Source organism: Enterobacter sp. BNK-16, assembly GCF_048684955.1.
In the GTDB taxonomy this organism is placed as follows: domain Bacteria; phylum Pseudomonadota; class Gammaproteobacteria; order Enterobacterales; family Enterobacteriaceae; genus Enterobacter; species Enterobacter bugandensis.
Window position 1 is genome coordinate 1,018,993 of record NZ_JBLQTQ010000001.1, and the last position, 24,878, is coordinate 1,043,870.

The window sequence follows — 24,878 nt, forward strand, 5'->3', positions numbered from 1 at the left end:
CTGCCTGCAAATCCCGTCATTACTGGAAACTGTGAACTCCCTCACGTTCACCTTTGCTTTCTTGCCAGCGCGAGATTTGGGCTGTCAGTGGCGAGAAGGTGGCTATTTCTTCCCTTTCTTACACTCATCGCTAATGACTTAAGAAAGGACCCGACCATGACTTTTCGCCATTGTGTGGCTGTCGATTTAGGCGCATCCAGCGGCCGTGTAATGCTCGCCACCTGGGACTGTGACCAGCACACCCTTACGCTTCGCGAAATGCACCGTTTCGCCAATTGTCTGCAAAAACAGGACGGTTTTGTGACCTGGGATATCGATGCGCTGGAGGCGGAGATCCGCACCGGACTTCACGACGTCTGCGAAGACGGTATCCGCATCGACAGTATCGGCATTGATACCTGGGGCGTGGATTACGTGCTGCTGGACAGTCACGGCGAACGCGTTGGCCTGCCCGTCTCCTACCGCGACAGCCGCACCGATGGGCTGATGGCGCACGCCATCGCGCAGCTTGGCAAAGAGAATATCTATGGTCGCAGCGGCATTCAGTTTCTGCCGTTTAACACGCTGTACCAGCTGCGCGCGCTGGTGGAGCAACAGCCAGAACTGGTTGAAAAGGTGGCGCATGCGCTGCTGATCCCGGATTACTTAAGCTATCGTCTGACCGGCAACATGAACTGGGAATACACCAACGCCACCACCACGCAGCTGGTCAATATCAACACCGATAACTGGGATGAACACCTGCTGGCATGGACGGGCGCCTCGCCGTCCTGGTTCGGCGCGCCAACCCATCCGGGCAATGTCATCGGCCAGTGGATTTGCCCGCAGGGGAATGAAATTCCCGTTGTCGCCGTCGCCAGTCACGACACCGCAAGCGCGGTCATTGCCTCGCCGCTCGCCAGCAAAGACGCGGCCTATCTCTCCTCCGGCACCTGGTCGCTGATAGGTTTTGAGAGCAAAACGCCTTACACCAGCGACGCCGCGCTGGCCGCCAATATCACCAACGAAGGCGGTGCCGAAGGACGCTACCGCGTGCTGAAGAACATTATGGGCCTGTGGCTGCTCCAGCGGGTGCTGAAAGAGCAGAACGTCACCGACCTGCCCGCGCTTATCGCGGAAACCGAAAAGCTGAAGGCCTGCACCTTCCTGATTAACCCGAACGACGACCGCTTTATTAACCCGGTGCACATGAGCGCTGAGATCCAGGCCGCCTGTTTTGACGCGGGGCAGCCGGTACCTTCCCGCCCCGCCGAGCTGGCGCGCTGTATTTTTGACAGCCTCGCCCTGCTCTATGCCGACATCCTGAGCGAGCTGGCGAGCCTTCGCGGTAAACCGTTCAGCCAGCTGCACATCGTGGGCGGCGGCTGCCAGAACCAGCTGCTGAACCAGCTCTGCGCCGATGCCTGCGGCATTACCGTGGTGGCAGGTCCCGTAGAGGCTTCCACGCTCGGCAACATTGGCATTCAGTTGATGACGCTGGACGAACTATCAAACGTCGACGATTTCCGTTCGGTGGTGACGGCGAATAACAGCCTGACCACCTTCACCCCCAATCCCTGCCATGACATTGCCCGCTACCGGGCGCAGTTTCAGCAAAAACGACTGACTAAGGAGCTTTGCGCATGACCACTCAACTTGAACAAGCCTGGGACCTGGCTAAACAGCGTTTCGCCGCCGTCGGCGTGGATGTCGAAGAGGCGCTGCGCCAGCTCGACCGTCTGCCCGTCTCCATGCACTGCTGGCAGGGTGATGACGTCGCCGGTTTCGAGAATCCGGGCGGTTCCCTGACGGGTGGCATTCAGGCAACGGGTAACTACCCGGGCAAAGCGCGCAACGCCACCGAACTGCGTGCGGATCTTGAGATAGCGTTGAGCCTCATCCCAGGGCCAAAACGGCTGAACCTGCACGCGATTTATCTCGAATCCGACGCGCCGGTCGCGCGTAACGAAATCAAACCGGAACACTTTAAGAATTGGGTGGAGTGGGCAAAGGCCAACCGGCTGGGACTGGATTTTAACCCGTCCTGCTTCTCGCACCCGCTGAGCGCAGACGGGTTTACCCTTGCACACGCCAACGACGAAATCCGGCAGTTCTGGATCGACCACGTGAAGGCGAGCCGCCGCGTCTCGGCGTATTTCGGCGAGCAGCTTGGCACGCCGTCGGTGATGAATATCTGGATCCCGGATGGCATGAAGGACATCACCGTAGACCGTCTGGCGCCACGCCAGCGCCTGCTGGCCGCGCTGGATGAAGCCATCAGCGAGAAGCTCGATCCGGCGCACCATATCGACGCGGTGGAGAGCAAGCTGTTCGGCATTGGCGCAGAGAGCTACACCGTGGGCTCAAACGAGTTCTACATGGGCTACGCCACCAGCCGCCAGACCGCGCTGTGCCTGGATGCTGGCCACTTCCATCCAACGGAAGTCATCTCCGACAAAATTTCCGCCGCCATGCTCTACGTGCCGCGCCTGCTGCTGCACGTCAGCCGTCCGGTGCGCTGGGACAGCGACCACGTGGTCCTGCTGGACGACGAAACCCAGGCGATTGCCAGCGAAATCATCCGCCACGATCTGTTTGACCGCGTGCACATCGGGCTCGACTTCTTCGACGCCTCCATCAACCGCATCGCGGCGTGGGTTATCGGCACCCGCAACATGAAAAAAGCGCTGCTGCGCGCTCTGCTGGAGCCGACTGCTGCGCTGAAACAGCTTGAAGAAAACGGCGACTACACCGCACGTTTGGCGCTGCTGGAGGAGCAAAAATCCCTGCCGTGGCAGGCGGTATGGGAGATGTACTGCCAGCGTCACGATGCCCCGGCGGGCAGCCAGTGGCTGGACAACGTGCGGGCGTATGAGAAAGACGTGCTCGCCGCTCGTCAGTAAAAAATATCGCCCGGCAGCGCATTGCATGCCGGGCCTACAGGTAAAAGCAGGCCGGGTAAGCGTAACGCCACCCGGCATTTTCAAAGGAAACACTGTATGCAGACCATCACCACCTCCTGGTTCGTCCAGGGCATGATCAAAGCCACCTCCGACGCCTGGCTGAAGGGCTGGGACGAGCGCAACGGCGGCAACCTCACGCTGCGCCTGGACGATGCGGACATCGAGCCGTACGCCGCCGATTTTCACCAGAAGCCGCGATATATTGCCCTGAGTCAGCCGATGCCGCTGCTCGCCAACACGCCGTTTATCGTTACCGGCTCCGGCAAGTTCTTCCGAAACGTTCAACTGGACCCGGAAGCCAATCTCGGCGTCGTGAGGGTAGACAGCGACGGCGCGGGCTACCACATTCTGTGGGGGCTAACGGACGACGCGGTGCCGACCTCTGAACTGCCGGCGCACTTCCTCTCCCACTGCGAACGCATCAAGGCGACTGACGGCAAAGACCGCGTCATCATGCACTGCCACGCCACTAACCTGATCGCCCTGACCTACGTGCTGGAAAATAATTCTGATTTCTTTACCCGCAAGCTGTGGGAAGGCAGTACCGAATGCCTGGTGGTGTTCCCGGACGGTGTCGGTATTCTGCCGTGGATGGTGCCGGGTACCGACGAAATCGGCCAGGCGACCGCGACGGATATGCAAAAGCACGCCCTGGTGCTGTGGCCGTTCCACGGCGTCTTCGGCAGCGGTCCGACGCTGGATGAAACCTTCGGCCTGATCGACACCGCCGAGAAATCCGCGGAGGTGCTGGTGAAGGTCTACTCCATGGGCGGCATGAAGCAGACCATCACCCGGGAAGAGCTGATCGCGCTGGGCAAACGTTTTGGCGTTACCCCGATGCAATCGGCCCTGGATTTATACGCGTAACGCCACAGGCGATAGTTAAGGAGAATTATCATGAGCTTTATGTTGGCACTTCCCAAAATTAGCCTGCATGGCGCTGGTGCAATCGGCGATATGGTCACCCTGGTGGCGACCAGGCAGTGGGGCAAAGCGCTGATTGTCACCGACGGCCAACTGGTGAAACTGGGCCTGCTCGACAGCCTGTTTACCGCGCTGGACGCCCATCAGATGTCATATCACCTGTTCGATGAGGTGTTTCCGAACCCGACGGAAGCGCTGGTGCAAAAAGGATTTGCGGCTTACCGGGACGCGGAGTGTGATTACATCATCGCCTTTGGCGGCGGCAGCCCGATTGATACCGCCAAGGCGATTAAAATCCTCACCGCTAATCCAAGCCCGTCTACCGATTACTCCGGCGTCGGCAAGGTGAAAAACGCAGGCGTGCCGCTGGTGGCGATCAACACTAACGCAGGCACCGCGGCAGAGATGACCAGCAACGCAGTGATCATCGACTCCGCGCGTCAGGTGAAAGAGGTGATTATCGACCCGAACATCATCCCGGATATTGCCGTGGACGATGCCAGCGTGATGCTTGATATTCCGGCCTCCGTGACCGCCGCAACCGGCATGGATGCGTTAACGCACGCCATTGAAGCCTACGTGTCCGTTGGCGCGCACCCGCTGACCGATGCCAACGCGCTGGAGGCGATTCGCCTGATCAACCTCTGGCTGCCGAAAGCGGTTGACGACGGTCATAACCTGGAAGCGCGCGAGCAGATGGCCTTCGGTCAGTACCTGGCGGGTATGGCGTTTAACAGCGCCGGGCTGGGGCTGGTACACGCTCTGGCGCACCAGCCGGGCGCAACGCACAACCTGCCTCATGGCGTATGTAATGCCATCCTGCTGCCGATCATCGAAAACTTTAACCGCCCGAACGCGGTCGCGCGTTTTGCCCGCGTGGCGCAGGCAATGGGCGTTGACACGCGCGAAATGAGCGACGAGGCCGCCAGCATGGCAGCGATTCAGGCGATTCGTGACCTGAGCGCCCGCGTCGGCATTCCGTCCGGCTTCAGCCAGCTCGGCGTCACCAAAGCCGATATCGAAGGCTGGCTGGATAAAGCCCTCGCCGATCCGTGTGCGCCGTGCAACCCACGCACCGCCAGCCGCGACGAGGTCCGCGAGCTGTATCTGGAGGCATTATGATCCGCAAAGCGTTTGTGATGCAGGTAAACCCGGACGCGCACGAGGAGTACGCGCGTCGACACAATCCGATTTGGCCCGAGCTTGCAGCGGTGTTGAAAGACCACGGCGCGCACCACTACGCCATTTATCTCGACAGAGAACGCAACCTGCTGTTTGCGACGGTGGAGATTGAGTCGGAGGAGCGCTGGAACGCGGTGGCGAATACCGACGTGTGCCAGCGCTGGTGGAAATATATGGCTGACGTCATGCCGTCGAACCCGGATAACAGCCCGGTGAGTTCGGAACTGAAAGAGGTGTTTTACTTAGCGTAACGGCAAAGCAGGTGATGGAACGCACGCGTCACCTGCTTTTAGCGCAAGGTTCTCAATCCATAAACTACCGTATCATGCTCCCAGATGATGGTTTCGTTCCTCTCTTTCGCATCGTGACAGTACTGTTCAATAACGGCAATCTGCTCGGGCGATAACGCACAAAACGGTTTCGTATAACGAAAGATATTAAGCTCTTCTAGTGAACAAACGCGTCTGGCATTCTCAAACAGCCCTACCTTTTTCATCACCTTAAGCAGATTAATATCAAGGGCTTCGATGATAAGTTCAATCTTGTTTATCTTGACTCTTATCGTATCAATCGCCGTTCTTGCGTCATTCACGTTTGGCGCTTTAACCCAGATAGGTTCGTGATGGGAAATACGGTTGCGATACTCTCTCAGTTCAAAAATGAGATCGATCAGCGTTTTTCTGACTTTTTGCGGGTTCGTGTTGATTCTGGCGTAATTTTTAAAGACTTTACTCAATGATTTTGGCCATAAATACCCGTGGTTATCTCGCGGCGCAGGAGCGTTAAACTCATTATTCAAAACATAATGCCAGGTACTAAAATCCGTTGAGGCAATAATACGATCGTGACTCCATTCCGGGACCGGTTGCACCTGAGCATAAGCTCCTCGCCTGCGTCTCATCTCTTTTTTGCGCCATTCCCGGGTAAGGCACTCTTTAGCCTTTTCGATGTTTTTATAGAAATGACACTCATCCCGGTCTTTTGTGCAGTGAATCGTTTCCCACCACATATCGCCAAATCTCACCCTGGCTTCTCTGTCGACGGCGTTTCTTAAAGAGATCTCAAGGTTTTGGAGGAGAGGATAAATGGACGCTGCTGCATGCTGAGACCAGATGTATATGCCGTATAATTCGCATTCATTATTCGGACGAAACGTTGTGCGATATCCGTCCAGACGTATTGATGAGATCAATGAAATAATCGGTTTATAATTAGTAGCTTGCGGCATTTATTCGTGCTCCCAGAACGATGTGCCGAAGCATACCATAGACCTGTAGATACAGTTGACGGTGGATCCTTCAACCGTTAGAATTCGGTCCTGAAAGCCTGTACTGTCTACTTCCCCTTTTTATAGGTTCTGGTTGCGTACACCATAGGCAAAGCGATTTATGAAACCCACCTCTGGTGGGTTTCGTCGTTTTACAGCGCCTATGCCTGGTTCGCCTCCACCGTGTTACTTCGTGCAGCAATCTCCCGCCTGCTGCTCAGCGTAAACGCCGATACCACCGTAATCGCCAGCACGAAACAGCCCAGCATCAGATACGTCTCCTGGAAGCCGATCCGGTCATACATATTTCCGGCAAAGGCGGAGAGGAAAATCGCTGCCGACTGTTTGGCAAACTGAAAACCAATCAGGTAGATGGTGGCCGACAGGCGCGTATCAAACACTCCGGTAATGTATTTGAATGCCCCCACCAGCAGGAACGGGACTTCCAGGGCGTGCAGCATCTTGAGGGCGATGACCTCCACGGCGGTGGTGGCAAACGACGAGCCGATAATGCGCGTCGCCATAATCACCCCGGCGATCAGCAGCGTGTTCTTCGCGCCGATGCGGTTAATGATCCACGGCGAGCAGAACATGATGATGGCGTTACAAATCTCCCCCGCCGTGGTGGCAAAACCAAAGGCGCGGGTCCCTTCCTGCGGCGTGGCGAAGAAGGTTTTAAAGAAGGTGGCAAACTGCTGGTCGAAAACGTCATACACGCAGGCCACGCCAATCACGTACAGGATGAACATCCACATTCTGCGCTGGCGGAACAGGTTGAACACGGTTTTAGCGGTGATCTGCGGCTGGTTCGCGCCCAGGGCGTTCATCACCTGCGCCGTCTGGTTGGGCTTCGGTTTCGCGACCACCAGCAACAGCATCAGCAAAAGTGCCGCCGCCGATCCCATCCAGAAAACATACGACGGATCGATGCCGAACAGGATGCCGCCCGTTGAGGCGCACAGCCCCCAGCCGAGGCAGCCAAACATGCGCGCCTTGCCGTACTCAAAGAAGCTGTTGCGGCTCACGCGTTCAATGTAGGCCTCAATCGCCCCGGATCCGGCTGAAAAAACAAAGCCGATATACAGCCCGCCGCTCAGCGCGCCCAGCCAGATATTCGTTTTCAACAGTGGCGCGAAGACGAACAGGAAGAACGGTGCGAACAGAAACAACAGCACCGAGATTATCCACAGCAGGTGTTTTTTCAGCCCCAGCTTGTCCGAAATGACGCCCAGCACCGGCTGGAACGCGATGGCCGACAGCGAGATGCAGGAGAAGACAATCCCGGTATGGGTTTTGTTCAGACCGATGATGTCCGACAGCCAAATCGGCAGGAACGGAAAGCAGGTGGCCATGATGAAGAAGTAGAGAAAGAAGAACAGCCCGAAGATCCAGAAATTGGGGTTGTCTTTGTGGGTACAGGTTGTTGTGTTCATTATTTTTATCCTCAACGGAGGGCCGGTTGCCCGGCCCGTCACCTTTACACGCGTTCTACGCCAATCAGAATGGCGGTTTCCGGATCCAGAATCGGCAGAGCAATACCCGCCCGCATCAGCCATTCGCCGCTTGCCGTTTGAGGGGCTTCCATCCACGCCGGCAGCTTGCGCATGGTGTGCCCCCCCTCGCCCGTAATCTGAATGTTCGGATGATCCAGCAGCGTAATACGGTACTGCGCGCTGGCGTCTAACCCCGGCATGCGCAGCGGCATCATCAGGGTGTAATCCGGCATCGCGAGCTGGCTGACCATAAACAGCCCCTGCGTTTTGTCTTCGCTCACTATACCCTGCGCCAGCGTGGTGGCATCCGGCATGTCCACGCGCCACTGGGTACCGTGATGAATCACCTCGCGCCACCGCTTATACAGCGCGGCGTAATGGCGATAGCCCTCACGCTCCTGCGCATCGACGGTGAGCGGATCCAACTCCAGCCCCATATGCCCAAACAGCGCCGTCAGCCCACGGAAAGCGATGCTGTGCTGGCGGAAGGTGGCGTGACATTTATGATGACCGATATGCGCCCCCATCACCTCCGGCGGGAAGAAATAGCTCATGCCGCGCTGGATCGTGTTGCGCTCCAGCGCGTCGTTGTTGTCGGAAGCCCAGAAACGATGGCTGCGGGTCAGCACTTCATAATCGATTCGCCCCCCGCCGGAGGAGCAGGATTCAAATTCAATGTGCGGAAAACGCTCGCCCAGCACGTCCAGCAGGCGGTAAAACTGGCGGGTCTGCGCGTCGGCGGCAGCTTTACCGTTGTGCCCGGGCTGCACCAGCTCGCGGTTCATGTCCCATTTCACGTAGTCAACCGCATGCTCGCCCAGCAGCCAGCTCATGCGCTCCACGAGATAATTAAAGGCCTGCGGGATGTTGAGATTGAGCACCAGCTGGTGTCGTCCGGTCGTCTGGGGATAGCCCGGCAGCGCCAGCACCCAGTCAGGATGCGCGCGATACAGATCGGAATCCGGGTTAATCATCTCCGGCTCGATCCAGATGCCAAACTCCATGCCGAGCCGTTTAACGTGACTGATTACCGGCGTCAGGCCGTTCGGGTATTTTTTCTCATCCAGGTACCAGTCGCCCAGCGCGGCATGGTCGTCGTTGCGGCCTTTGAACCAGCCGTCGTCAATGATAAAGCGCTCCACGCCCAGCGCGGCGGCCTCGTCGGCCATGCGCATGATGTACTCCGGATCGTGGCTGAAGTAGATCCCCTCCCAGGTATTGAGGTGTACCGGGCGCGGTTTGTTTTCCGGGAAGCGGATGATGCTGTCGCGCAGGTAGCGGTGGAACTGCTGGCTCATGCCGTTCAGCCCGTGCGGGGAGTAGCTGGCATACAGGCGCGGCGTCCAGAGCGTTTCGCCCTCTTCAATCGCCATTTCACCCGGCAGGTAGAGCGCTTCGGCCTGTATATAACGGCGACCATCGGTTTTCGCTTCGGCGCGCAGGCGGTGGTTGCCGCTCCAGCCCAGATGCACGCCCCAGACGTCGCCCTGCATTTCGCTGAACGATGGCGTACCGGCGATCAGCGCCGGGAAATGTTCGTGGGACGTTTTACCCCGACGGTTTTCAATGATAAAGCTGTCGTGTTCAAGCGTGACGCGGTGCGGCTGAAATTCTCTGATCCAGCGTCCGTGAAAGGCCATTACCTCCTGCGCGCGCTCGGCCACTGGCAGCGTGACGGCGAATCGGTCCACCTGCCACGCCAGCGCTTTCAGGTTGGTTAACCCATGGCGCACCACCAGCACGCCGCTGGCCTCCAGCGTCAGCTCGCTGGTCAGACGCAGCCCCGCGCATTCATCTTCGGCGGTTATCGTCAGGGTGTTTACGTCCTGCTGCACCTGCGTGGTTTTAAACACCGGGGAACCGTCCAGCCCCTGGCGATGCCCCTCAATACCGGGCGAGCCAAACAGCCCGTGCCCCAGTTCGGCCATCAGCGTCACCGGGGAGTCCACATCCAGCCTGCCGTTTGCCACCGGCCGCGCCAGCGTAGCGACATTCTGCGGCGAAAAGTGCTGAAGGTGCGGCCCCCAGTAGAGAATTTCGGCGAACGGTTGGGTTTTTATCACCACGTCAACCGTGGTGCTTTCGAGTCGTAAAATGGCATCTTGCATCAGACATCTCCTGTCGTCGGGATGTCTTGAGTGTTGATCCGAAACGTTTCGGATACAAACCAAAACGTTTCGGATCTGTGATCGGGTTTGGAAATTTACGCGGTTTAGGCCGTCTGGCCCGGGAAGAATTCGGGCTGCCAGAGCACCTGGAGCCGTTCGACGTCGTCGCCGTTAATCAGCTGGCGCACCATATCGGCAATCTGTTTCCCGACGCCCTGACGAGTGGACTGGATCACTGCCGCCACGTCAGCATCAACGATGCTGTCCTGCGGAAGTCCGTCATAAACCACCAGCGCAACGGCGTTCTCGTCTGTCAGGCGGCCCAGTTCCGCCAGCGCCATCGCCGCGCCGTCGCCGTGGGTGTTGCAGTCGGTAATGATGGCCGTGGGGGGCTGCGGCAGGGAGAGAAGTTCTTTCGTGGTGGCATACCCCACGCGGCGCGAAGGGGGCATAGCGCGCAGCCATTCGCTGGAGAGCCCGGCTTCCCGCAGCGCGTCCAGGTAGCCCTGTCGCCGCTGGGTGATGAATGCCTGATTATTGCTTTCGCCCAGCAGGGCGATGCGCTGATGGCCTTTCTCAATCAGCCAGCGGGTGGCCTGGTACGTGCCAGCATAGTTGTCGAAGTCGAACCACGCGTACGGCTGCGGCAGCTGACTGCGGCCAAGCGCCAGAAAAGGGAATCCGACGGCCTGCAGCTGTTCAAGTCGCGGATCGTGATCCAGCGTGTGGGCCACAATCAGCGCATCCACGCGGCGGCTTTGCACCATGCGCATATAGCTGTGCTTATCCGCCAGATCATCGTCGGCGATGAGCAGCAGGTCGATCTCATGTCGCGCCAGTTCGTGGCTAATTTCGCCGACCATGTCCATAAAAACGCTGTTATTGAGCGGAACAGGATGCACGGGAAAAACGAGGCCGACGGCATCAATTTTGCCCATCTTCAGGCGGCGCGCAAACGTATTAGGTCGGTAACCACGGCGCTGGGCCTCCGCCTCCACGCGGGCGCGCGTCTCAGCAGAAACATCGTCATACCCGTTGAGGGCGCGGCTGACGGTAGTGACGGACAGCCCCAGTTCTTTAGCAATGGCTTTGAGCGACATGATTTTCCGTATCTTCGTTAATTTTGTTCCGCCACCAGAAGGGCGTGGGTGTCTGGCTCCAGCGCCTTAAAGATATGCGGCTGGTCGGCAGGGTAGCAAATGTAATCGCCCGGGCCGAGTTCTTCCGCCGCGTCGATCAGGCCGACCATCGCCCGCCCCTGGGTCACGATAATATGCTCAACCGACCCCGGCGGATGCGGCTGGGAAATACGGTCTGCGCCCGGCTGCGTCAGCAGCAGATAGATATCACGACGCGCGCCCGGCGGACACGCCGCCAGCAAAATCGCCTCGTAGTTTGCCTGCCCGGCAACCACCTTGGTGCCCTCGCCGCGGCGGATCACCTGCGTGACGGGCTGCTGCGGCTCCAGTAACCGGGCAAACGGGATATCCAGCGCCACGCAAAGCGACCAGAGCGTTTCCAGGCTAGGATTGCCGTTGCCAGACTCCAGCTGAGAAAGCGTAGATTTGGCGATCCCGGCACGGCGGGCAATTTCCGCCAGTGACAGCCCGGTTCGCAGGCGTTCCCGCACCAGACTTTTGGCGATCACGCTGATTGGCTGCGTCATAAAAACGGCCTCTGTCTCTCTATAACGAACGATTCGTTCATCTTGTAAAACGATTTTGATGCGTTCATTATAATGGAAATACGTTCGATATGGCTAAAATGATATGAAGAATCCCCTCTCTTGCCTGAAAGGCGACACGATAAAAGCGATAATTTTGGTCTGCCTCGCGGTAGGCGTGGTCGGCATGTCTTACGGCTCCCTGGCGATGGCCTACGGTTTTCCGCTGTGGGTGCCGTTTGTGCTTTCCCTCACGGTGCTGGCGGGCGCATCCGAGTTTATGTTTATCGGCATTGTGGCAAGCGGAGGTAACCCGCTGGCGGCAGCGGCCGCCGGTTTGCTGGTCAACGCGCGCCATGTGCCGTTTGGCGTGACGGTGCGTGAACTGGTGGGCAAACGGGGTTTGAGCTATCTCGGCTGTCACATCATGAACGATGAAAGCGTGGTGTTTGGCCTGTCGCAAAAAACGCCCGAGCAGCGTAAAGCGGCCTACTGGCTGTGCGGTTTAGGCGTGGCGATTATCTGGCCGGTGGGGGCGCTACTGGGTGCCATGGTCGGTAAACTGCTGCCGGACCCGGAGACCATCGGGCTGGACGCGGTGTTTCCGGCGATCCTGCTGGCGTTAGTGGTTCCCGCGTTTAAAAACCGTACCACGCTGATCCGCGCCTGCAGCGGTGCCGCGCTATCACTGGCTGCCGTGCCGTTTGCCCCGGTGGGTTTACCGGTTCTGCTTTCGTTACTCGGTCTCGCTGCGAGGAAAAAATAATGGGAAATATGACGTTTTTTATTCTCGGCATCGCCATTCTTTCTGCCGGAACCTACCTGATGCGTCTCGGCGGGGCAAAGCTGGGCAACCGGCTGGCGCTTTCTGAACGATCGCAGGCGCTGCTTTCCGATGCGGCTACCGTTTTGCTGTTCTCCGTCGCGCTGGCGACCACGTTTTATGAAGGGGAACATTTTGCGGGCATGGCGCGCGTGCTGGGCGTGGGGTTCGCGGTGTTCCTGGCATGGCGAAAAATGCCGTTAATTGTGGTGATCGTCGCGGCGGCGGTGGTGACGGCGCTGCTGCGTCTGGCGGGTATAAACTAAAAAAGCGCCCCAGGGGCGCTCTTTCGACGGTATGGCGAAATTATTTGTTCAGTTCAGCGGTCATGTGTACGCGGTTACCGGTGAACGCCTGGGTAATTTTGTAGGATGACGCGCCCGCTTCCTGAGCCTGAGCCGCGATTTTCGCTTCTGCGCTATCAATGGTGGAAGCAGAGGCGGTCACTGTCTGTGCAGCGAAAGAACCGAAAGAAGTAGCCAGAGCGATTACAGCGACAAAAGTTTTGATGCTTTTCATGATATAAACCCTTTCATTAAGTTGTTTAGGTAAGGCACCGTGCCTTGATGAGATAAATACTAGCCCTCATCCTGAACAACTAAAAGCGGAAGGATTTGCTATTATCGTTCAAAATTACTGATCAACCATTAACCGCTGCGGATGGGTATAAATTGTCGCCCTGCCCGGCTTGCAGAACCCCACCAGCGTCAGATTGCAGCGCTCCGCCACCTCCACCGCCAGCGTGGTTGCCGCCGACACCGCAAACAGAATTTCCACGCCGCACATCGCGGACTTCTGCACCATCTCATAGCTGGCGCGGCTGGAAACAAGCGCCGCGCCCTGCTGCCAGAGATCGCTTTCCCCCGCACGACGGCCTAATAGCTTGTCGAGCGCGACGTGGCGGCCCACGTCCTCATGCCCTCCAGCAATATCTCCTGACGGCAATACCCACGCCGCCGCGTGCGTGCAACCGCTCAGTTGGCCGATGGGCTGAACATCGTTGAGATTTTCCAGCGCACGGTCGAGATGCGCCAGATTGAAGGTCTGGGTAAACGGCAGTGGCGCAACGGGCTTGCCAATATCATTAAGCTGCTCAACACCACAGACACCGCACCCGGTACGCCCGGCCAGCGCGCGGCGGCGCTCTTTCAGCCCCATAAAGCGGCGGCTGGAGAGTTCGATTTGCACTTCAAGACCGTTACACGCCTGAACCACGTCCATGCCGTAGATCTCCTGCGGGTGCGCAATGATGCCTTCCGAAAGGGAAAAACCGATGGCGAACAGTTCGAGATCTTTAGGTGAGGCCATCATCACCACGTGCGAAATACCGTTGTAAACGAGGGCAACGGGCACTTCTTCAGCCAGAAAATCGGGTGTGGCATGGGTAATGTGGGGCGGTCTGCGTACCGACATTTCCACAATGCCCGCAGGCAGTGGCGATGAGCGGGTAGCACGGTTTTGTTTAGACACAGCGGTATTCCTGAACAACCACGGAAGTAGGCCTGCTATTGCAGCATAAACCGCAGGCCTTACGCATAGTATGGATCAACTTTTCGACACTCATTGTCCTACTCATTAAGAAGAGGTGCAACCCGGCCCCCGCTACACCCCTTTAACATGCAGAGCTTATAGTGTGATCAGTATCACACTTTATAATCAACACAGTGATAATACGTTCACTTTGTATTAACGCCGTTGGAACAGGTATACCGACATTGTGGTATTCTGATGATATCCCTCGGAGAAATGAGGGATTAACGCAAATTTTTCTCCTTTGCGGTCAATTCTCAACCGCGAAGTTAAAACTACATATATAAGCAATGTCGAACAAGGAGTGACCCATGCAGGTCAGCAGAAGGCAGTTCTTTAAGATCTGCGCTGGCGGTATGGCAGGCACCACGGCGGCGGCACTGGGCTTTGCGCCCGGCGTAGCGCTGGCGGAAACGCGGCAGTACAAACTGCTGCGCACCCGCGAAACCCGTAACACCTGTACGTACTGCTCCGTCGGCTGTGGGCTGTTGATGTATAGCCTCGGCGACGGTGCGAAAAACGCCAAAGCGTCTATTTTCCATATCGAAGGCGACCCGGACCATCCGGTCAACCGCGGCGCGCTGTGCCCGAAAGGGGCCGGTCTGGTGGACTTTATCCACTCCGAAAGCCGTCTGAAATTCCCGGAATATCGCGCACCTGGCTCCGATAAATGGCAGCAAATCAGCTGGGAAGAGGCGTTTGACCGCATCGCAAAACATATTAAAGAAGACCGCGATGCCAACTTTATTGAGAAGAACGCCGACGGCGTCACGGTCAACCGCTGGCTCTCCACCGGGATGCTGTGTGCTTCTGCCTCCAGCAACGAAACCGGCTATTTAACCCAGAAATTCACGCGCGCACTCGGTATGCTCGCGGTCGACAACCAGGCGCGTGTCTGACACGGACCAACGGTAGCAAGTCTTGCTCCAACATTTGGTCGCGGTGCGATGACCAACCACTGGGTCGACATCAAGAACGCCAACCTCATTGTGGTGATGGGCGGTAACGCCGCTGAAGCGCACCCTGTCGGGTTCCGCTGGGCGATGGAAGCCAAAATCCACAACGGTGCGAAACTGATTGTGATCGATCCCCGCTTTACGCGTACTGCGTCAGTGGCGGATTTCTACACCCCTATTCGTTCAGGTACTGACATCACTTTCCTGTCAGGCGTACTGCTGTACCTGATGACCAACGAAAAATATAACCGCGAGTACACCGAAGCCTATACCAACGCCAGCCTGATCGTGCGTGAGGATTACCACTTCGAAGATGGCCTGTTCAGCGGTTATGACGCGGAAAAACGCAAGTACGACAAAACCAGCTGGAACTACGAGCTGGATGAGAAAGGCTTTGCGAAGCGCGACACCACTCTTCAACACCCGCGCTGCGTATGGAACCTGCTGAAAGAGCATGTTTCCCGCTACACGCCGGACGTTGTTGAGAACATCTGCGGCACGCCGAAGGCGGACTTCCTGAAGGTCTGCGAGCTGATCGCGGAGACCAGCGCGAAGGACAAAACCGCGTCGTTCCTGTATGCACTCGGCTGGACGCAGCACTCCATCGGCGCGCAGAACATCCGCACCATGGCGATGGTTCAGCTGCTGCTCGGCAACATGGGGATGGCAGGCGGCGGCGTGAACGCCCTGCGCGGTCACTCTAACATCCAGGGTTTGACCGACCTCGGCCTGCTGTCTCAGAGCCTGACGGGTTACATGAACCTGCCAAGCGAGAAACAGACTGATCTGCAGACCTACCTGACGGCCAGCACGCCAAAACCGCTGCTCGAAGGCCAGGTGAACTACTGGGGCAACTATCCAAAGTTCTTCGTCTCGCTGATGAAAGCCTTCTACGGTGACAAAGCGACGGCGGAAAACAGCTGGGGCTTTGACTGGCTGCCGAAGTGGGACAAAGGTTACGACGTTCTCCAGTACTTCGAGATGATGCACCAGGGCCAGGTCAACGGCTATATCTGCCAGGGCTTTAACCCGGTGGCGTCGTTCCCGAACAAGAACAAGGTTGTTGAATCCCTCTCGAAGCTGAAGTTCCTGGTGACGATTGACCCGCTCAACACCGAAACCTCGACCTTCTGGCAGAACCACGGTGAGTCGAACGACGTCGATCCGTCGAAAATTCAGACCGAAGTGTTCCGCCTGCCGTCTACCTGCTTCGCGGAAGAGAACGGTTCTATCGTCAACTCCGGCCGCTGGCTGCAGTGGCACTGGAAAGGCGCGGACGCCCCGGGCATCGCCATGAACGACGGCGAGATCCTGGCCGGTATCTTCTTACGCCTGCGTAAGATGTATGCGGCAGAAGGCGGCGCGAACCCTGAGCCGGTGCTGAACATGACCTGGAACTACTCGACGCCGGAAAATCCTGCGCCGGAAGAAGTGGCCATGGAGAGCAACGGTAAGGCGCTGGCGGACGTTATCGACCCGGCCACCGGCGCGGTTCTGGCGAAGAAAGGCGATCAGCTCAGCACCTTCGCCCACCTGCGCGATGACGGTACCACCTCCAGCGGCTGCTGGATCTTTGCCGGTAGCTGGACGCCGAAAGGCAACCAGATGGCCAACCGCGACAACGCCGACCCGTCGGGCCTCGGCAATACGCTGGGCTGGGCATGGGCATGGCCGCTGAACCGCCGCATCCTCTATAACCGTGCCTCCGCTGACCCGCAGGGTAACCCGTGGGATCCGAAGCGTCAGCTGCTGAAGTGGGACGGCGCGAAATGGGGCGGCGTGGATATTCCGGACTACAGCACTGCCGCACCAGGCAGCGACGTTGGGCCGTTTATCATGCAGCCTGAAGGGATGGGCCGTCTGTTTGCTATCGACAAGATGGCGGAAGGGCCGTTCCCGGAACACTACGAGCCGTTTGAGACGCCGCTGGGCACCAACCCGCTGCACCCGAACGTGGTCTCTAACCCGGCAGCGCGTATCTTCAAGGGCGACTTTGAAGCGCTGGGTAAAAAAGACAAGTTCCCGTACGTGGGCACCACTTACCGTCTGACCGAACACTTCCACTACTGGACCAAGCACGCGCTGCTTAACGCCATCGCGCAGCCGGAACAGTTTGTGGAGATCGGCGAGAAGCTGGCGAACAAGCTCGGCATTGCCCATGGCGATACCGTGAAGGTCTCCTCTAACCGCGGCTACATCAAGGCCAAGGCGGTGGTGACCAAGCGTATTCGCACGCTGAACGTTCACGGTCAGCAGGTGGATACCATCGGCATCCCAATTCACTGGGGCTATGAGGGCGTGGCGAAGAAAGGGTTCATTGCGAACACCCTGACGCCGTTCGTCGGCGATGCGAACACGCAGACGCCGGAGTTTAAGGCCTTCCTCGTGAACGTGGAAAAGGTGTAACGGAGACGACTTATGGCTTATCAATCTCAAGACATTATCCGTCGTTCCGCGACTAACGGTTTCACGCCCGCGCCTCAGGCGCGGGACCACCAGCAGGAAGTGGCGAAGCTGATCGACGTGACCACCTGTATCGGCTGTAAAGCCTGTCAGGTGGCCTGCTCTGAGTGGAACGACATCCGTGACGAAGTGGGTCACAACGTCGGGGTGTACGACAACCCGGCAGACCTGACCGCCAAGTCCTGGACGGTAATGCGTTTCTCGGAAGTGGAGCAGAACGACAAACTGGAATGGCTTATCCGCAAAGACGGCTGTATGCACTGCGCGGATCCGGGCTGCCTGAAGGCGTGTCCGTCAGAAGGGGCTATCATTCAGTATGCCAACGGCATCGTCGACTTCCAGTCCGAGCAGTGCATTGGCTGCGGCTACTGCATCGCGGGCTGTCCGTTCGACGTGCCGCGCATGAACCCGGAAGACAACCGCGTCTACAAATGTACCCTGTGCGTTGACCGCGTTAACGTGGGCCAGGAGCCTGCATGCGTGAAGACCTGCCCAACCGGCGCTATCCACTTTGGCTCCAAAGAGGATATGAAAACGCTGGCGGCAGAGCGCGTGGGCGAGTTGAAAACCCGTGGTTACGACAACGCGGGCCTGTACGATCCGGCCGGGGTTGGCGGTACGCACGTGATGTACGTGCTGCACCACGCCGACAAGCCGAACCTGTATCACGGCCTGCCGGAGAACCCGGAAATCAGCGCCACCGTGAAGTTCTGGAAAGGCATCTGGAAACCGCTGGCCGCGGTGGGCTTTGCTGCCACCTTCGCAGCGAGCATCTTCCACTACGTCGGCGTTGGTCCGAACCGTGCGGAAGAGGAAGACGACAACCTGCATGAAGAGAAAGACGAGGTGCGCAAATGAGAAAACGTGACACCATCGTGCGCTACACCGCGCCGGAACGCATCAACCACTGGGTCACCGCCTTCTGCTTCATGCTGGCGGCGATAAGCGGGCTGGGGTTCTTCTTCCCCTCCTTCAACTGGCTGATGCAGATCCTGGGCACGCCGCAGCTGGCGCGCATCCTTCACCCGTTCGTGGGTGTGGTGATGTTTGCCTCGTTTATCATCATGTTTTTCCGCTATTGGCACCATAACCTAATCAATCGGGATGATATCTTTTGGGCGAAGAATATTCGTAAGATCGTCGTCAACGAGGAAGTGGGTGATACCGGGCGTTATAACTTCGGCCAGAAATGCGTATTCTGGGCGGCGATTATCTTCCTGGTCCTGTTGCTGGTGAGCGGCGTGATCATCTGGCGTCCGTACTTTGCGCCTGCTTTCTCAATCCCGGTGATCCGATTTGCGCTAATGCTGCATTCATTTGCCGCAGTGGCGTTAATTGTGGTTATCATGGTGCATATTTACGCCGCCCTCTGGGTGAAAGGCACCATTACCGCGATGGTGGAAGGATGGGTAACCAAAACGTGGGCGAAGAAACATCACCCGCGCTGGTACCGTGAAGTCCGCCAGAAACAGGAAAAGTCATCTGAATGAGTATTCGCATAATCCCGCAAGATGAGCTGGGGTCGAGCGAGAAACGTACGGCGGAGTATATTCCGCCGTTGTTATTCCCCAGACTCAAGAACCTCTACAACCGCCGCGCAGAGCGTCTGCGCGAGCTGGCAGAGAACAACCCGCTGGGCGATTTTCTGCGTTTTGCCGCGCTGGTCGCCCATGCGCAGGAGGTGGTGCTGTACGATCACCCGCTGCAAATGGACCTGACCGCGCGCATCAAAGAAGCTAACGAGCAGGGCAAGCCGCCGCTGGATATTCACGTCCTGCCGCGCGACAAGCACTGGCATAAGCTGCTTCATTCGCTGATTGCCGAGCTGAAGCCGGAGATGAGCGGCACGGCGCTGGCGGTCATCGAGAATCTGGAAAAAGCCTCTGACCTGGAGCTGGAAGAGATGGCGAGCGCGCTGTTTGCCTCCGACTTCTCGCTGGTCAGCAGCGATAAAGCGCCGTTTATCTGGGCCGCGCTGTCGCTCTACTGGGCGCAAATGGCGAGCCTGATCCCGGGCAAAGCCCGCGCCGAATACGGCGAAGCGCGCCAGTTCTGCCCGGTGTGCGGCTCAATGCCGGTCTCCAGCATGGTGCAGATTGGGACCACGCAGGGGCTGCGCTACCTGCACTGCAACCTGTGTGAAACCGAGTGGCACGTGGTGCGCGTGAAGTGCAGCAACTGCGAGCAGACTCGCGATCTCAACTACTGGTCGCTGGAAAATGAAGACGCGGCGGTGAAAGCCGAAAGCTGCGGCGACTGCGGAACCTACCTGAAGATCCTGTATCAGGAAAAAGACCCGAAAGTCGAAGCGGTGGCCGACGATCTCGCCTCGCTGATTCTGGATGCGAAGATGGAGCAGGAGGGCTTTGCCCGTAGCTCGATTAACCCGTTCCTGTTCCCGGGTGAAGGGGAGTAATCTCCATAAAAGCCCGGTGAGCCTCAGTGCAACCGGGCTAATTACTGCGATAGCGCAGGGATGACATGTTGAGGATCGTTAGCAATAGCGCGCAAAAGCGCTTTAGCCGGGCCTGTAGGCGAGCGTCTGCCTTGTTCCCAGTTACGCAATGTATCAACGCTGACAGAGATTAAGGTCGCGAATTTACTCTGCGACAACCCGGATGCCTGACGAATTTCTTTTATTTTCATCGCATCGATTTGAAAGATACGCGACGGCTCGCGTTGGCCCTCGGCAATCTCGTTCATTTGCCCAACGCTTTGGGTTAATCGCTCAAACAGCGCCTTATCCATTTACCACCTCTCTATCATCTTTTTCAGAATAGCTTTCTCCCCCGCAGACAGGTCATCTTTAATCCCTTTGCGATAGATGAGCAGCAGTCTGATTTCAAACTCACACGTACGGTAAAAATAGATAACTCTGACTCCACCACGCTTTCCCTTTCCGCCAGCAAGCCAGCGAATCTTTCGCAAGCCTCCCGTATTCTGGATAACATCGCCGTACTCCGGTTGTGTCGCCAGGAATATCTGGAACCGATGATATTCGTCGTCATCCAGTAACGTTTTGACGTCTTCTGTGAAAATGTCCGTTTCAATGAATAGCATTAAACATACGCCATTGGCTTATAGTAACAAATGTCTAATGTACGTCAATGACGTACCCCTTGCTGATTACGTTAATGGGATACGCCGAATAAAGCGAAGGATACGTCCTGCTACGATGTGTATTTGCGAGCCGCTTTCCAGAAGACCGTTATTCTTCCTCGTTCCCCCCTCTTCATACGCGCCATACGGCTTCGCAGGAAGAACGATATAGGTGCCTTCAAACACAGCGCCTGGCGTATCATCGCCAAACAGCTCAACCTGCATCTGCACACGTGCTTTACGTCCGCGAGCCAGGCGGTCGAGATCGCCGCCCAAAGCGCCCAGGTCGGCCACCGCGCTCGGCTTGCCGCTGATCGGCGCGCTGTAACGAATATGGGCATCGGCAAGAATAATAGTGCCGCCGAGATGACGCTCGCGCAGCATCAGCCAGATCAGCCCCCAGCCGGTGAGCGTCGCCAGGGAAAACAGGCTGCCGGCAAACAGGGTGTGGTGAGGGTTCTGATTGCCGGTTTCCGGCATGGTGGTAATGAATTTTTGCCCGGTGTACTGCTGAATGCGCACGCCCATCTTTTCACTCAGAGGGATGTGTTCATACCAGGCCTGCTGCAGCTGCCCGCACCAGTCCGCGCGATGAAGAATATCGTCCAGCGTGGCGATGGGTTTGATCATCAAAAAGTGGCGAATCGGCGTGGTTTGCGGAGCGGTGATTTCACCCTGGTTAACAAAACCGAGTTTGGCAAAAAACTCCACGGCATCTTCCCGGGCGCTACAGGTGACGCGCTTAACGCCTTCCTGACGGGCGACGGACTCCAGCGTCATCGCCATTAGCGTCCCCAGCCCTTTATCCTGCACGGAAGGGTGAACCGCCATAAAACGAATCGACGCTTCGTTATCAGCGTTGATATACAGTCGCCCGACGGCGACGAGGTTGCCCTCTTCGTCCATCACCATCTGATGATGGGCCATCGCATCCCAGGCGTCGCGTTCAGATCCTTTTGGCTGATGCAGTGGCTTGCGCAGCATTTCCCAGCGGAACTGGTAATACGCTTCTAACTCTTCTTCCGTTTGCGGTACTCGAAGGTGATACATAGCTGTACTCTCTCTTGTTACCCGCGGCCACGCCGCCAGTTGGCTCATACCTGGAGCCAGAATGTGACGGGGCCATCGTTCACCAGCGAGACCTGCATATCTGCAGCGAATCGTCCGGTTTGCGTATTCATTTCCTGTTGGCGACAACGCTCAACAAAGTATTCGTAAAGTGCTTCTGCACGATCCGGCGCTGCGCCTTTAGAGAAACTCGGGCGCATGCCGCGCTCGGTATCCGCTGCCAGCGTAAACTGGGAAACCACCAGCACGCTGCCGCCCGCCTGCTGGACGTTCAGATTCATCTTGCCTTCCGCATCGCTGAATATGCGGTAGCCCAGCACGCGCTCGCATAAGCGGTTCGCTTTTTGTTCGTCATCATCCTTTTCGACACCTAACAACACCAAAAGTCCTGGGCCAATTTCACCCGTCACCTCTCCCTCCACGGTGACGCTGGCACGGGTTACGCGCTGTATCAATGCAATCATGGTTGGTCTGCTTCTAATTGTTTTTCAGCTTCTGCTGCTTTTTTAAGTTCGCGGTATACGCCGAGAGTGACAGTTATTTCGGCGCCAAGCAAGACGATACACCAGGTCCAGTAAACCCAGACAAACAAAATGGGGATCACCGCCAGCACGCCGTAAATCAGCTGATAAGACGGGAACATGGTGATGTAAAGGGCAAACCCTTTTTTACCCAGTTCAAAAAGCACTGCCGCCACCAGCGCCCCAACTACCGCATCGCGGTTAGGCACGCGCGTGGTCGGTACAACGCTATAGAGCAGCCAGAACGAGAGCCAGGACAGGATCAGCGGAAAAATACGCAGCACGTTATCAATCACGCTGTTTAAATCACTCGCCCAGCGCAAGGAGAGAAGATACGAACTGATTGCCAGACTCGCCCCAGCCAGCAACGGCCCCAGCGTTAAAATCATCCAGTAGACGGCAAAGGAATAGACCTTAGGACGGATTTTTTTGCTTCGCCAGATGGTGTTAAGCGCGCTGTCGATAGAGTACATCAGCAGCAGCGCGGTGACGATAAGGCCGCACGCCCCCACCGCCGTCATTTTGCTGGAGTTAGCAACAAACTGCTCGATGTAGTTCTGGATAACATCCCCGGTGGCCGGGATGAAGTTCGCGAAGACGAAATGACGAAGCTGGAGGCTAACGTCCGCGAACATCGGGAAAGCGGAAAAGAGCGCAAAGATCACCGCCACCAGCGGCACTAATGAGAGCAACGACACGTAGGCGAGGTTACCCGCCAGCGTGGTCATGTTGTCCTCATCAATGCGGTGCCAGAGCAACTTCAGCCAGGCCCTCAGCGGGCGAGTATGATGCGTGGCTTTTTGATGAACGGTTTTTAGCATAACTGCTTCGCAAAGTAGTTTGGTATCGTCTCTTTTCCGGTCACCAGAATTGACGTGATACCCAACTGGTTAGCTCCCTCTATATTATCGGCGTTGTCATCGAAAAAGACCGCATCGGCCGCGGTGCATCCCTCTGCCTGCAAAACAGCCTGATAAATTCGCGCTTCAGGCTTACGCATACCCATCTCTTGCGAAAGATAGATCTTATCTGCCGCCGCCTTAACTTCGGGATATTCCTCTGGCCAGAAGGTCGTGTGCAGACGGTTGGTGTTAGACAGCACGACCACCCGGTGCCCCTGCTCGCGCAGTTTGTGCATAATGTCGATCACTTCAGGGCGAATCGCCACGAATACCGCCTGCCAGCCGTGAGAAAATTGTTCATAGCTTAACGAAAGCCCCATCTCCTGGCAGAAGCGTTCAGCAAACTCTTCATCGCTAATCTCGCCGCGTTCATGCTGATGGAAGGTCTCACCCATCGCGAAATCCTGCTTTAACGTCGCCAGCGGCACACGGCTAAAGTCGCTCCAGGCACCCAGCACCCTGTTAAAATCGATATCGACGATTACGTTTCCTAAGTCAAAGATATAAAGCATGTTTATCTCCTTTCGCCGTGGAGAGATAACTGTAGCGGGAATCACGAGATTTGACTATGCGTGCCGTCTAAGGTGTGCGATTGATTTTTACGGCGCGTTTTTACGGCAGTACAGCGAAGGGACGTTCGACGCGGCAAAAAGCCACGCTCCACGGTACTCATCAATCATCAGGCTCAGATCTCTTCCCGGCGTGCGATAAAAACCCGGTAGCGTTGCATTGATATCAGCCTCATCCGCACTATCGGCGAAGGTTTTAACAATACGATCGTTATTTAATACGCGCGCGTTCTGGTGATCGCTGTAGTGGAAATAGATGGTGCGGTTAACTTCAGAAACCACGTGACCAAACAGTTTACCATTAATGACAGCGGTCCCTTCCCGATGCTGCATTCTCCATGAAACCGTTCCTACAAATCGGTTTTTACCAATCGTCCACTCCACATCACCTGTACAGCGTATCGGCGCACTCGAAAAATGCGAATACGCTAGCCAGCCGCTGGTAATAGCAGCCCCCAGCAACGCCGCCAGCAAAATAATACGATTCCCGAGTGTCATCATTGCTCATGCGCCCAAAAATAATGCGTGGTACATAACGCTGCCGCGTCATGTCGCGCATCGTTATTACAGACAAACGCCGCGATTCGCTCCGTTTTACTATAGCCGATGAGAAAAACGTATCGGTTTCCGGCACACAGGCTGGGATAATTTTTTAACAAGCGAAGGTAATGGTCCTGCATATGTTCATTAGGTGCATAAAAGAGTTGGCAGGCGTTGGTCGTGCTGCCCATTGAAAGTGGAATGTAGTGACTAAACGGCATGTTCTGGTGATGTTTATATAATATGACCCCGTTAATAAGCGCGATCAGAAAAAGCGTAGCGGTGGCTATTATTAACCACGCCGGCTTCTTCATCGCGGTGCCTTCGGCTATTGCCACGTCTTCACTGGCAATTACCGGCTCGGCGGTTGGGGTAAATACTTCAACCTGGGTGGCTTCGGAAAGCGTCAGCCCGCGACGCGAAATCGTTTTTACCGTATCGCGCGGCAACCCCACTTCAGCCAGCGCATTGCGCAATGTCAAAATGGCCTGGTAAAAGGTATTCGGTGTGGTGACATCGTTACGCTCACCCCATCCCACCACCATTAACTGATTTTGCGAAATTATTTCGCCAGGATGGGTAACGAGATAAAGAAAGCAGAGATTGGCAGGAAGCTGCAAATGTATCGTGCGCCCGGTAATATGATTCGCCAGGGTTTTGTTTTCCGGGTCATACTCGACCAGCTTGTTAATAAGATACAATTTTACTTTCCTCTGCAATAACAATATTTAACCCCACAAACCCAAAAAACATACGTATATTTAACAACAGTATAGGTCAGAAGGATCAGAGCGCGACACACCCGTACCTAAGATTAGAAACATCGCA

General features: G+C 56.7%; 25 protein-coding genes and 1 pseudogene. 11 read left to right on the forward strand and 15 right to left on the reverse strand.

The window, feature by feature from the left end:
• Nucleotides 1-156 precede the first annotated feature (156 nt).
• The 5 genes from rhaB to rhaM all read left to right on the forward strand — a co-directional run bounded on the left by rhaB (nucleotide 157) and on the right by rhaM (nucleotide 5,299).
• Nucleotides 157-1,626, forward strand: a complete 1,470-nt coding sequence (gene rhaB, locus ACMGGH_RS04915) for a rhamnulokinase (protein WP_232949075.1) — start codon at nucleotides 157-159, stop codon at nucleotides 1,624-1,626.
• Nucleotides 1,623-2,882, forward strand: coding sequence for an L-rhamnose isomerase (gene rhaA / locus ACMGGH_RS04920; protein ID WP_028014860.1), 1,260 nt, complete (start codon nucleotides 1,623-1,625; stop codon nucleotides 2,880-2,882). Before rhaB ends, rhaA begins: the two co-directional genes overlap by 4 nt.
• A 96-nt stretch (nucleotides 2,883-2,978) precedes the next feature.
• Nucleotides 2,979-3,809: a rhamnulose-1-phosphate aldolase gene (gene rhaD, locus ACMGGH_RS04925; protein WP_045260243.1), complete on the forward strand. Its 831-nt coding sequence runs from the start codon at nucleotides 2,979-2,981 to the stop codon at nucleotides 3,807-3,809.
• 30 nt (nucleotides 3,810-3,839) lie between these two features.
• Nucleotides 3,840-4,988 carry a lactaldehyde reductase gene (fucO, locus tag ACMGGH_RS04930; RefSeq protein WP_232949076.1) on the forward strand — a complete coding sequence of 383 codons (1,149 nt, stop codon included), beginning with the start codon at nucleotides 3,840-3,842 and terminating at the stop codon, nucleotides 4,986-4,988.
• Nucleotides 4,985-5,299 carry an L-rhamnose mutarotase gene (gene rhaM / locus ACMGGH_RS04935; RefSeq protein WP_232949077.1) on the forward strand — a complete coding sequence of 105 codons (315 nt, stop codon included), beginning with the start codon at nucleotides 4,985-4,987 and terminating at the stop codon, nucleotides 5,297-5,299. The genes fucO and rhaM overlap by 4 nt, the downstream gene beginning before the upstream one ends.
• A 38-nt stretch (nucleotides 5,300-5,337) precedes the next feature.
• On the opposite strand, the gene ACMGGH_RS04940 is transcribed toward rhaM, so the two are convergent.
• The 5 genes from ACMGGH_RS04940 to ACMGGH_RS04960 form a co-directional block, all read right to left on the reverse strand.
• On the reverse strand, nucleotides 5,338-6,276 hold the full coding sequence (locus ACMGGH_RS04940) for an Abi family protein (RefSeq protein ID WP_420299072.1): 939 nt from the start codon (nucleotides 6,274-6,276) through the stop codon (nucleotides 5,338-5,340).
• 200 nt (nucleotides 6,277-6,476) lie between these two features.
• Complete coding sequence (locus ACMGGH_RS04945) at nucleotides 6,477-7,748, reverse strand: MFS transporter (RefSeq protein ID WP_192987477.1); 1,272 nt, start codon at nucleotides 7,746-7,748, stop codon at nucleotides 6,477-6,479.
• A gap of 44 nt (nucleotides 7,749-7,792) precedes the next feature.
• Nucleotides 7,793-9,916, reverse strand: coding sequence for an alpha-galactosidase (locus tag ACMGGH_RS04950; RefSeq protein WP_232949079.1), 2,124 nt, complete (start codon nucleotides 9,914-9,916; stop codon nucleotides 7,793-7,795).
• A 104-nt stretch (nucleotides 9,917-10,020) separates the two neighbouring features.
• Nucleotides 10,021-11,016, reverse strand: coding sequence for a LacI family DNA-binding transcriptional regulator (locus ACMGGH_RS04955; RefSeq protein ID WP_232949080.1), 996 nt, complete (start codon nucleotides 11,014-11,016; stop codon nucleotides 10,021-10,023).
• A gap of 17 nt (nucleotides 11,017-11,033) precedes the next feature.
• The gene (locus ACMGGH_RS04960) at nucleotides 11,034-11,582 is read right to left on the reverse strand and encodes a helix-turn-helix domain-containing protein (RefSeq protein WP_003861973.1); all 549 of its coding nucleotides are present in this window, start codon (nucleotides 11,580-11,582) and stop codon (nucleotides 11,034-11,036) included.
• 103 nt (nucleotides 11,583-11,685) lie between these two features.
• Here ACMGGH_RS04960 and ACMGGH_RS04965 point away from each other — a divergent pair, with 103 nt between their 5' ends.
• A complete protein-coding gene (locus ACMGGH_RS04965) occupies nucleotides 11,686-12,345 on the forward strand; it encodes an AzlC family ABC transporter permease (RefSeq protein WP_028014867.1) in 660 nt (219 codons plus the stop codon).
• Nucleotides 12,345-12,668 carry an AzlD domain-containing protein gene (locus ACMGGH_RS04970; RefSeq protein ID WP_028014868.1) on the forward strand — a complete coding sequence of 108 codons (324 nt, stop codon included), beginning with the start codon at nucleotides 12,345-12,347 and terminating at the stop codon, nucleotides 12,666-12,668. Before ACMGGH_RS04965 ends, ACMGGH_RS04970 begins: the two co-directional genes overlap by 1 nt.
• Nucleotides 12,669-12,708: 40 nt before the next feature.
• Here ACMGGH_RS04970 and ACMGGH_RS04975 read toward each other — a convergent pair whose 3' ends face one another.
• Together ACMGGH_RS04975 and fdhD are read right to left on the reverse strand one after the other, a co-directional pair.
• A complete protein-coding gene (locus ACMGGH_RS04975) occupies nucleotides 12,709-12,921 on the reverse strand; it encodes a DUF1471 domain-containing protein (protein WP_028014869.1) in 213 nt (70 codons plus the stop codon).
• A gap of 114 nt (nucleotides 12,922-13,035) precedes the next feature.
• On the reverse strand, nucleotides 13,036-13,872 hold the full coding sequence (fdhD, locus tag ACMGGH_RS04980) for a formate dehydrogenase accessory sulfurtransferase FdhD (protein WP_047366787.1): 837 nt from the start codon (nucleotides 13,870-13,872) through the stop codon (nucleotides 13,036-13,038).
• Between the two features lie 371 nt (nucleotides 13,873-14,243).
• On the opposite strand from fdhD, the gene fdnG reads away from it, so the two are divergent.
• The 4 genes from fdnG to fdhE are packed head-to-tail and all read left to right on the forward strand — an operon-like array spanning nucleotide 14,244 to nucleotide 19,767.
• Entirely contained in the window at nucleotides 14,244-17,294 is a 3,051-nt protein-coding gene (gene fdnG / locus ACMGGH_RS04985; RefSeq protein ID WP_100171272.1) for a formate dehydrogenase-N subunit alpha, read from the forward strand.
• A gap of 12 nt (nucleotides 17,295-17,306) precedes the next feature.
• Nucleotides 17,307-18,209 carry a formate dehydrogenase subunit beta gene (gene fdxH, locus ACMGGH_RS04990; protein ID WP_003861960.1) on the forward strand — a complete coding sequence of 301 codons (903 nt, stop codon included), beginning with the start codon at nucleotides 17,307-17,309 and terminating at the stop codon, nucleotides 18,207-18,209.
• Nucleotides 18,206-18,841: a formate dehydrogenase cytochrome b556 subunit gene (gene fdoI / locus ACMGGH_RS04995; protein WP_015569914.1), complete on the forward strand. Its 636-nt coding sequence runs from the start codon at nucleotides 18,206-18,208 to the stop codon at nucleotides 18,839-18,841. The genes fdxH and fdoI overlap by 4 nt, the downstream gene beginning before the upstream one ends.
• Nucleotides 18,838-19,767 carry a formate dehydrogenase accessory protein FdhE gene (fdhE, locus tag ACMGGH_RS05000; RefSeq protein WP_028014872.1) on the forward strand — a complete coding sequence of 310 codons (930 nt, stop codon included), beginning with the start codon at nucleotides 18,838-18,840 and terminating at the stop codon, nucleotides 19,765-19,767. Before fdoI ends, fdhE begins: the two co-directional genes overlap by 4 nt.
• 41 nt (nucleotides 19,768-19,808) lie before the next feature.
• Here the strand turns inward: fdhE and nadS are convergent, their stop codons facing one another.
• The 8 genes and pseudogenes from nadS to ACMGGH_RS05040 form a co-directional block, all read right to left on the reverse strand.
• On the reverse strand, nucleotides 19,809-20,099 hold the full coding sequence (gene nadS / locus ACMGGH_RS05005; protein WP_047366785.1) for a NadS family protein: 291 nt from the start codon (nucleotides 20,097-20,099) through the stop codon (nucleotides 19,809-19,811).
• Entirely contained in the window at nucleotides 20,100-20,411 is a 312-nt protein-coding gene (locus ACMGGH_RS05010; RefSeq protein WP_047366784.1) for a hypothetical protein, read from the reverse strand.
• A gap of 153 nt (nucleotides 20,412-20,564) precedes the next feature.
• Nucleotides 20,565-21,500, reverse strand: a pseudogene (gene fabY, locus ACMGGH_RS05015) (fatty acid biosynthesis protein FabY); the annotation flags it as partial.
• A 44-nt stretch (nucleotides 21,501-21,544) separates the two neighbouring features.
• On the reverse strand, nucleotides 21,545-21,982 hold the full coding sequence (gene dtd, locus ACMGGH_RS05020; RefSeq protein WP_008501836.1) for a D-aminoacyl-tRNA deacylase: 438 nt from the start codon (nucleotides 21,980-21,982) through the stop codon (nucleotides 21,545-21,547).
• Nucleotides 21,979-22,860 (reverse strand): virulence factor BrkB family protein, encoded by an 882-nt coding sequence (locus ACMGGH_RS05025; protein WP_045260235.1) that lies wholly within the window; start codon nucleotides 22,858-22,860, stop codon nucleotides 21,979-21,981. Before ACMGGH_RS05025 ends, dtd begins: the two co-directional genes overlap by 4 nt.
• Nucleotides 22,854-23,453 (reverse strand): glucose-1-phosphatase, encoded by a 600-nt coding sequence (yihX, locus tag ACMGGH_RS05030; RefSeq protein WP_047745778.1) that lies wholly within the window; start codon nucleotides 23,451-23,453, stop codon nucleotides 22,854-22,856. The genes ACMGGH_RS05025 and yihX overlap by 7 nt, the downstream gene beginning before the upstream one ends.
• An 87-nt stretch (nucleotides 23,454-23,540) precedes the next feature.
• Nucleotides 23,541-24,011: a hypothetical protein gene (locus tag ACMGGH_RS05035; protein WP_028014878.1), complete on the reverse strand. Its 471-nt coding sequence runs from the start codon at nucleotides 24,009-24,011 to the stop codon at nucleotides 23,541-23,543.
• Entirely contained in the window at nucleotides 24,008-24,751 is a 744-nt protein-coding gene (locus ACMGGH_RS05040; RefSeq protein WP_232949081.1) for a winged helix-turn-helix domain-containing protein, read from the reverse strand. Before ACMGGH_RS05040 ends, ACMGGH_RS05035 begins: the two co-directional genes overlap by 4 nt.
• Nucleotides 24,752-24,878 lie beyond the last annotated feature (127 nt).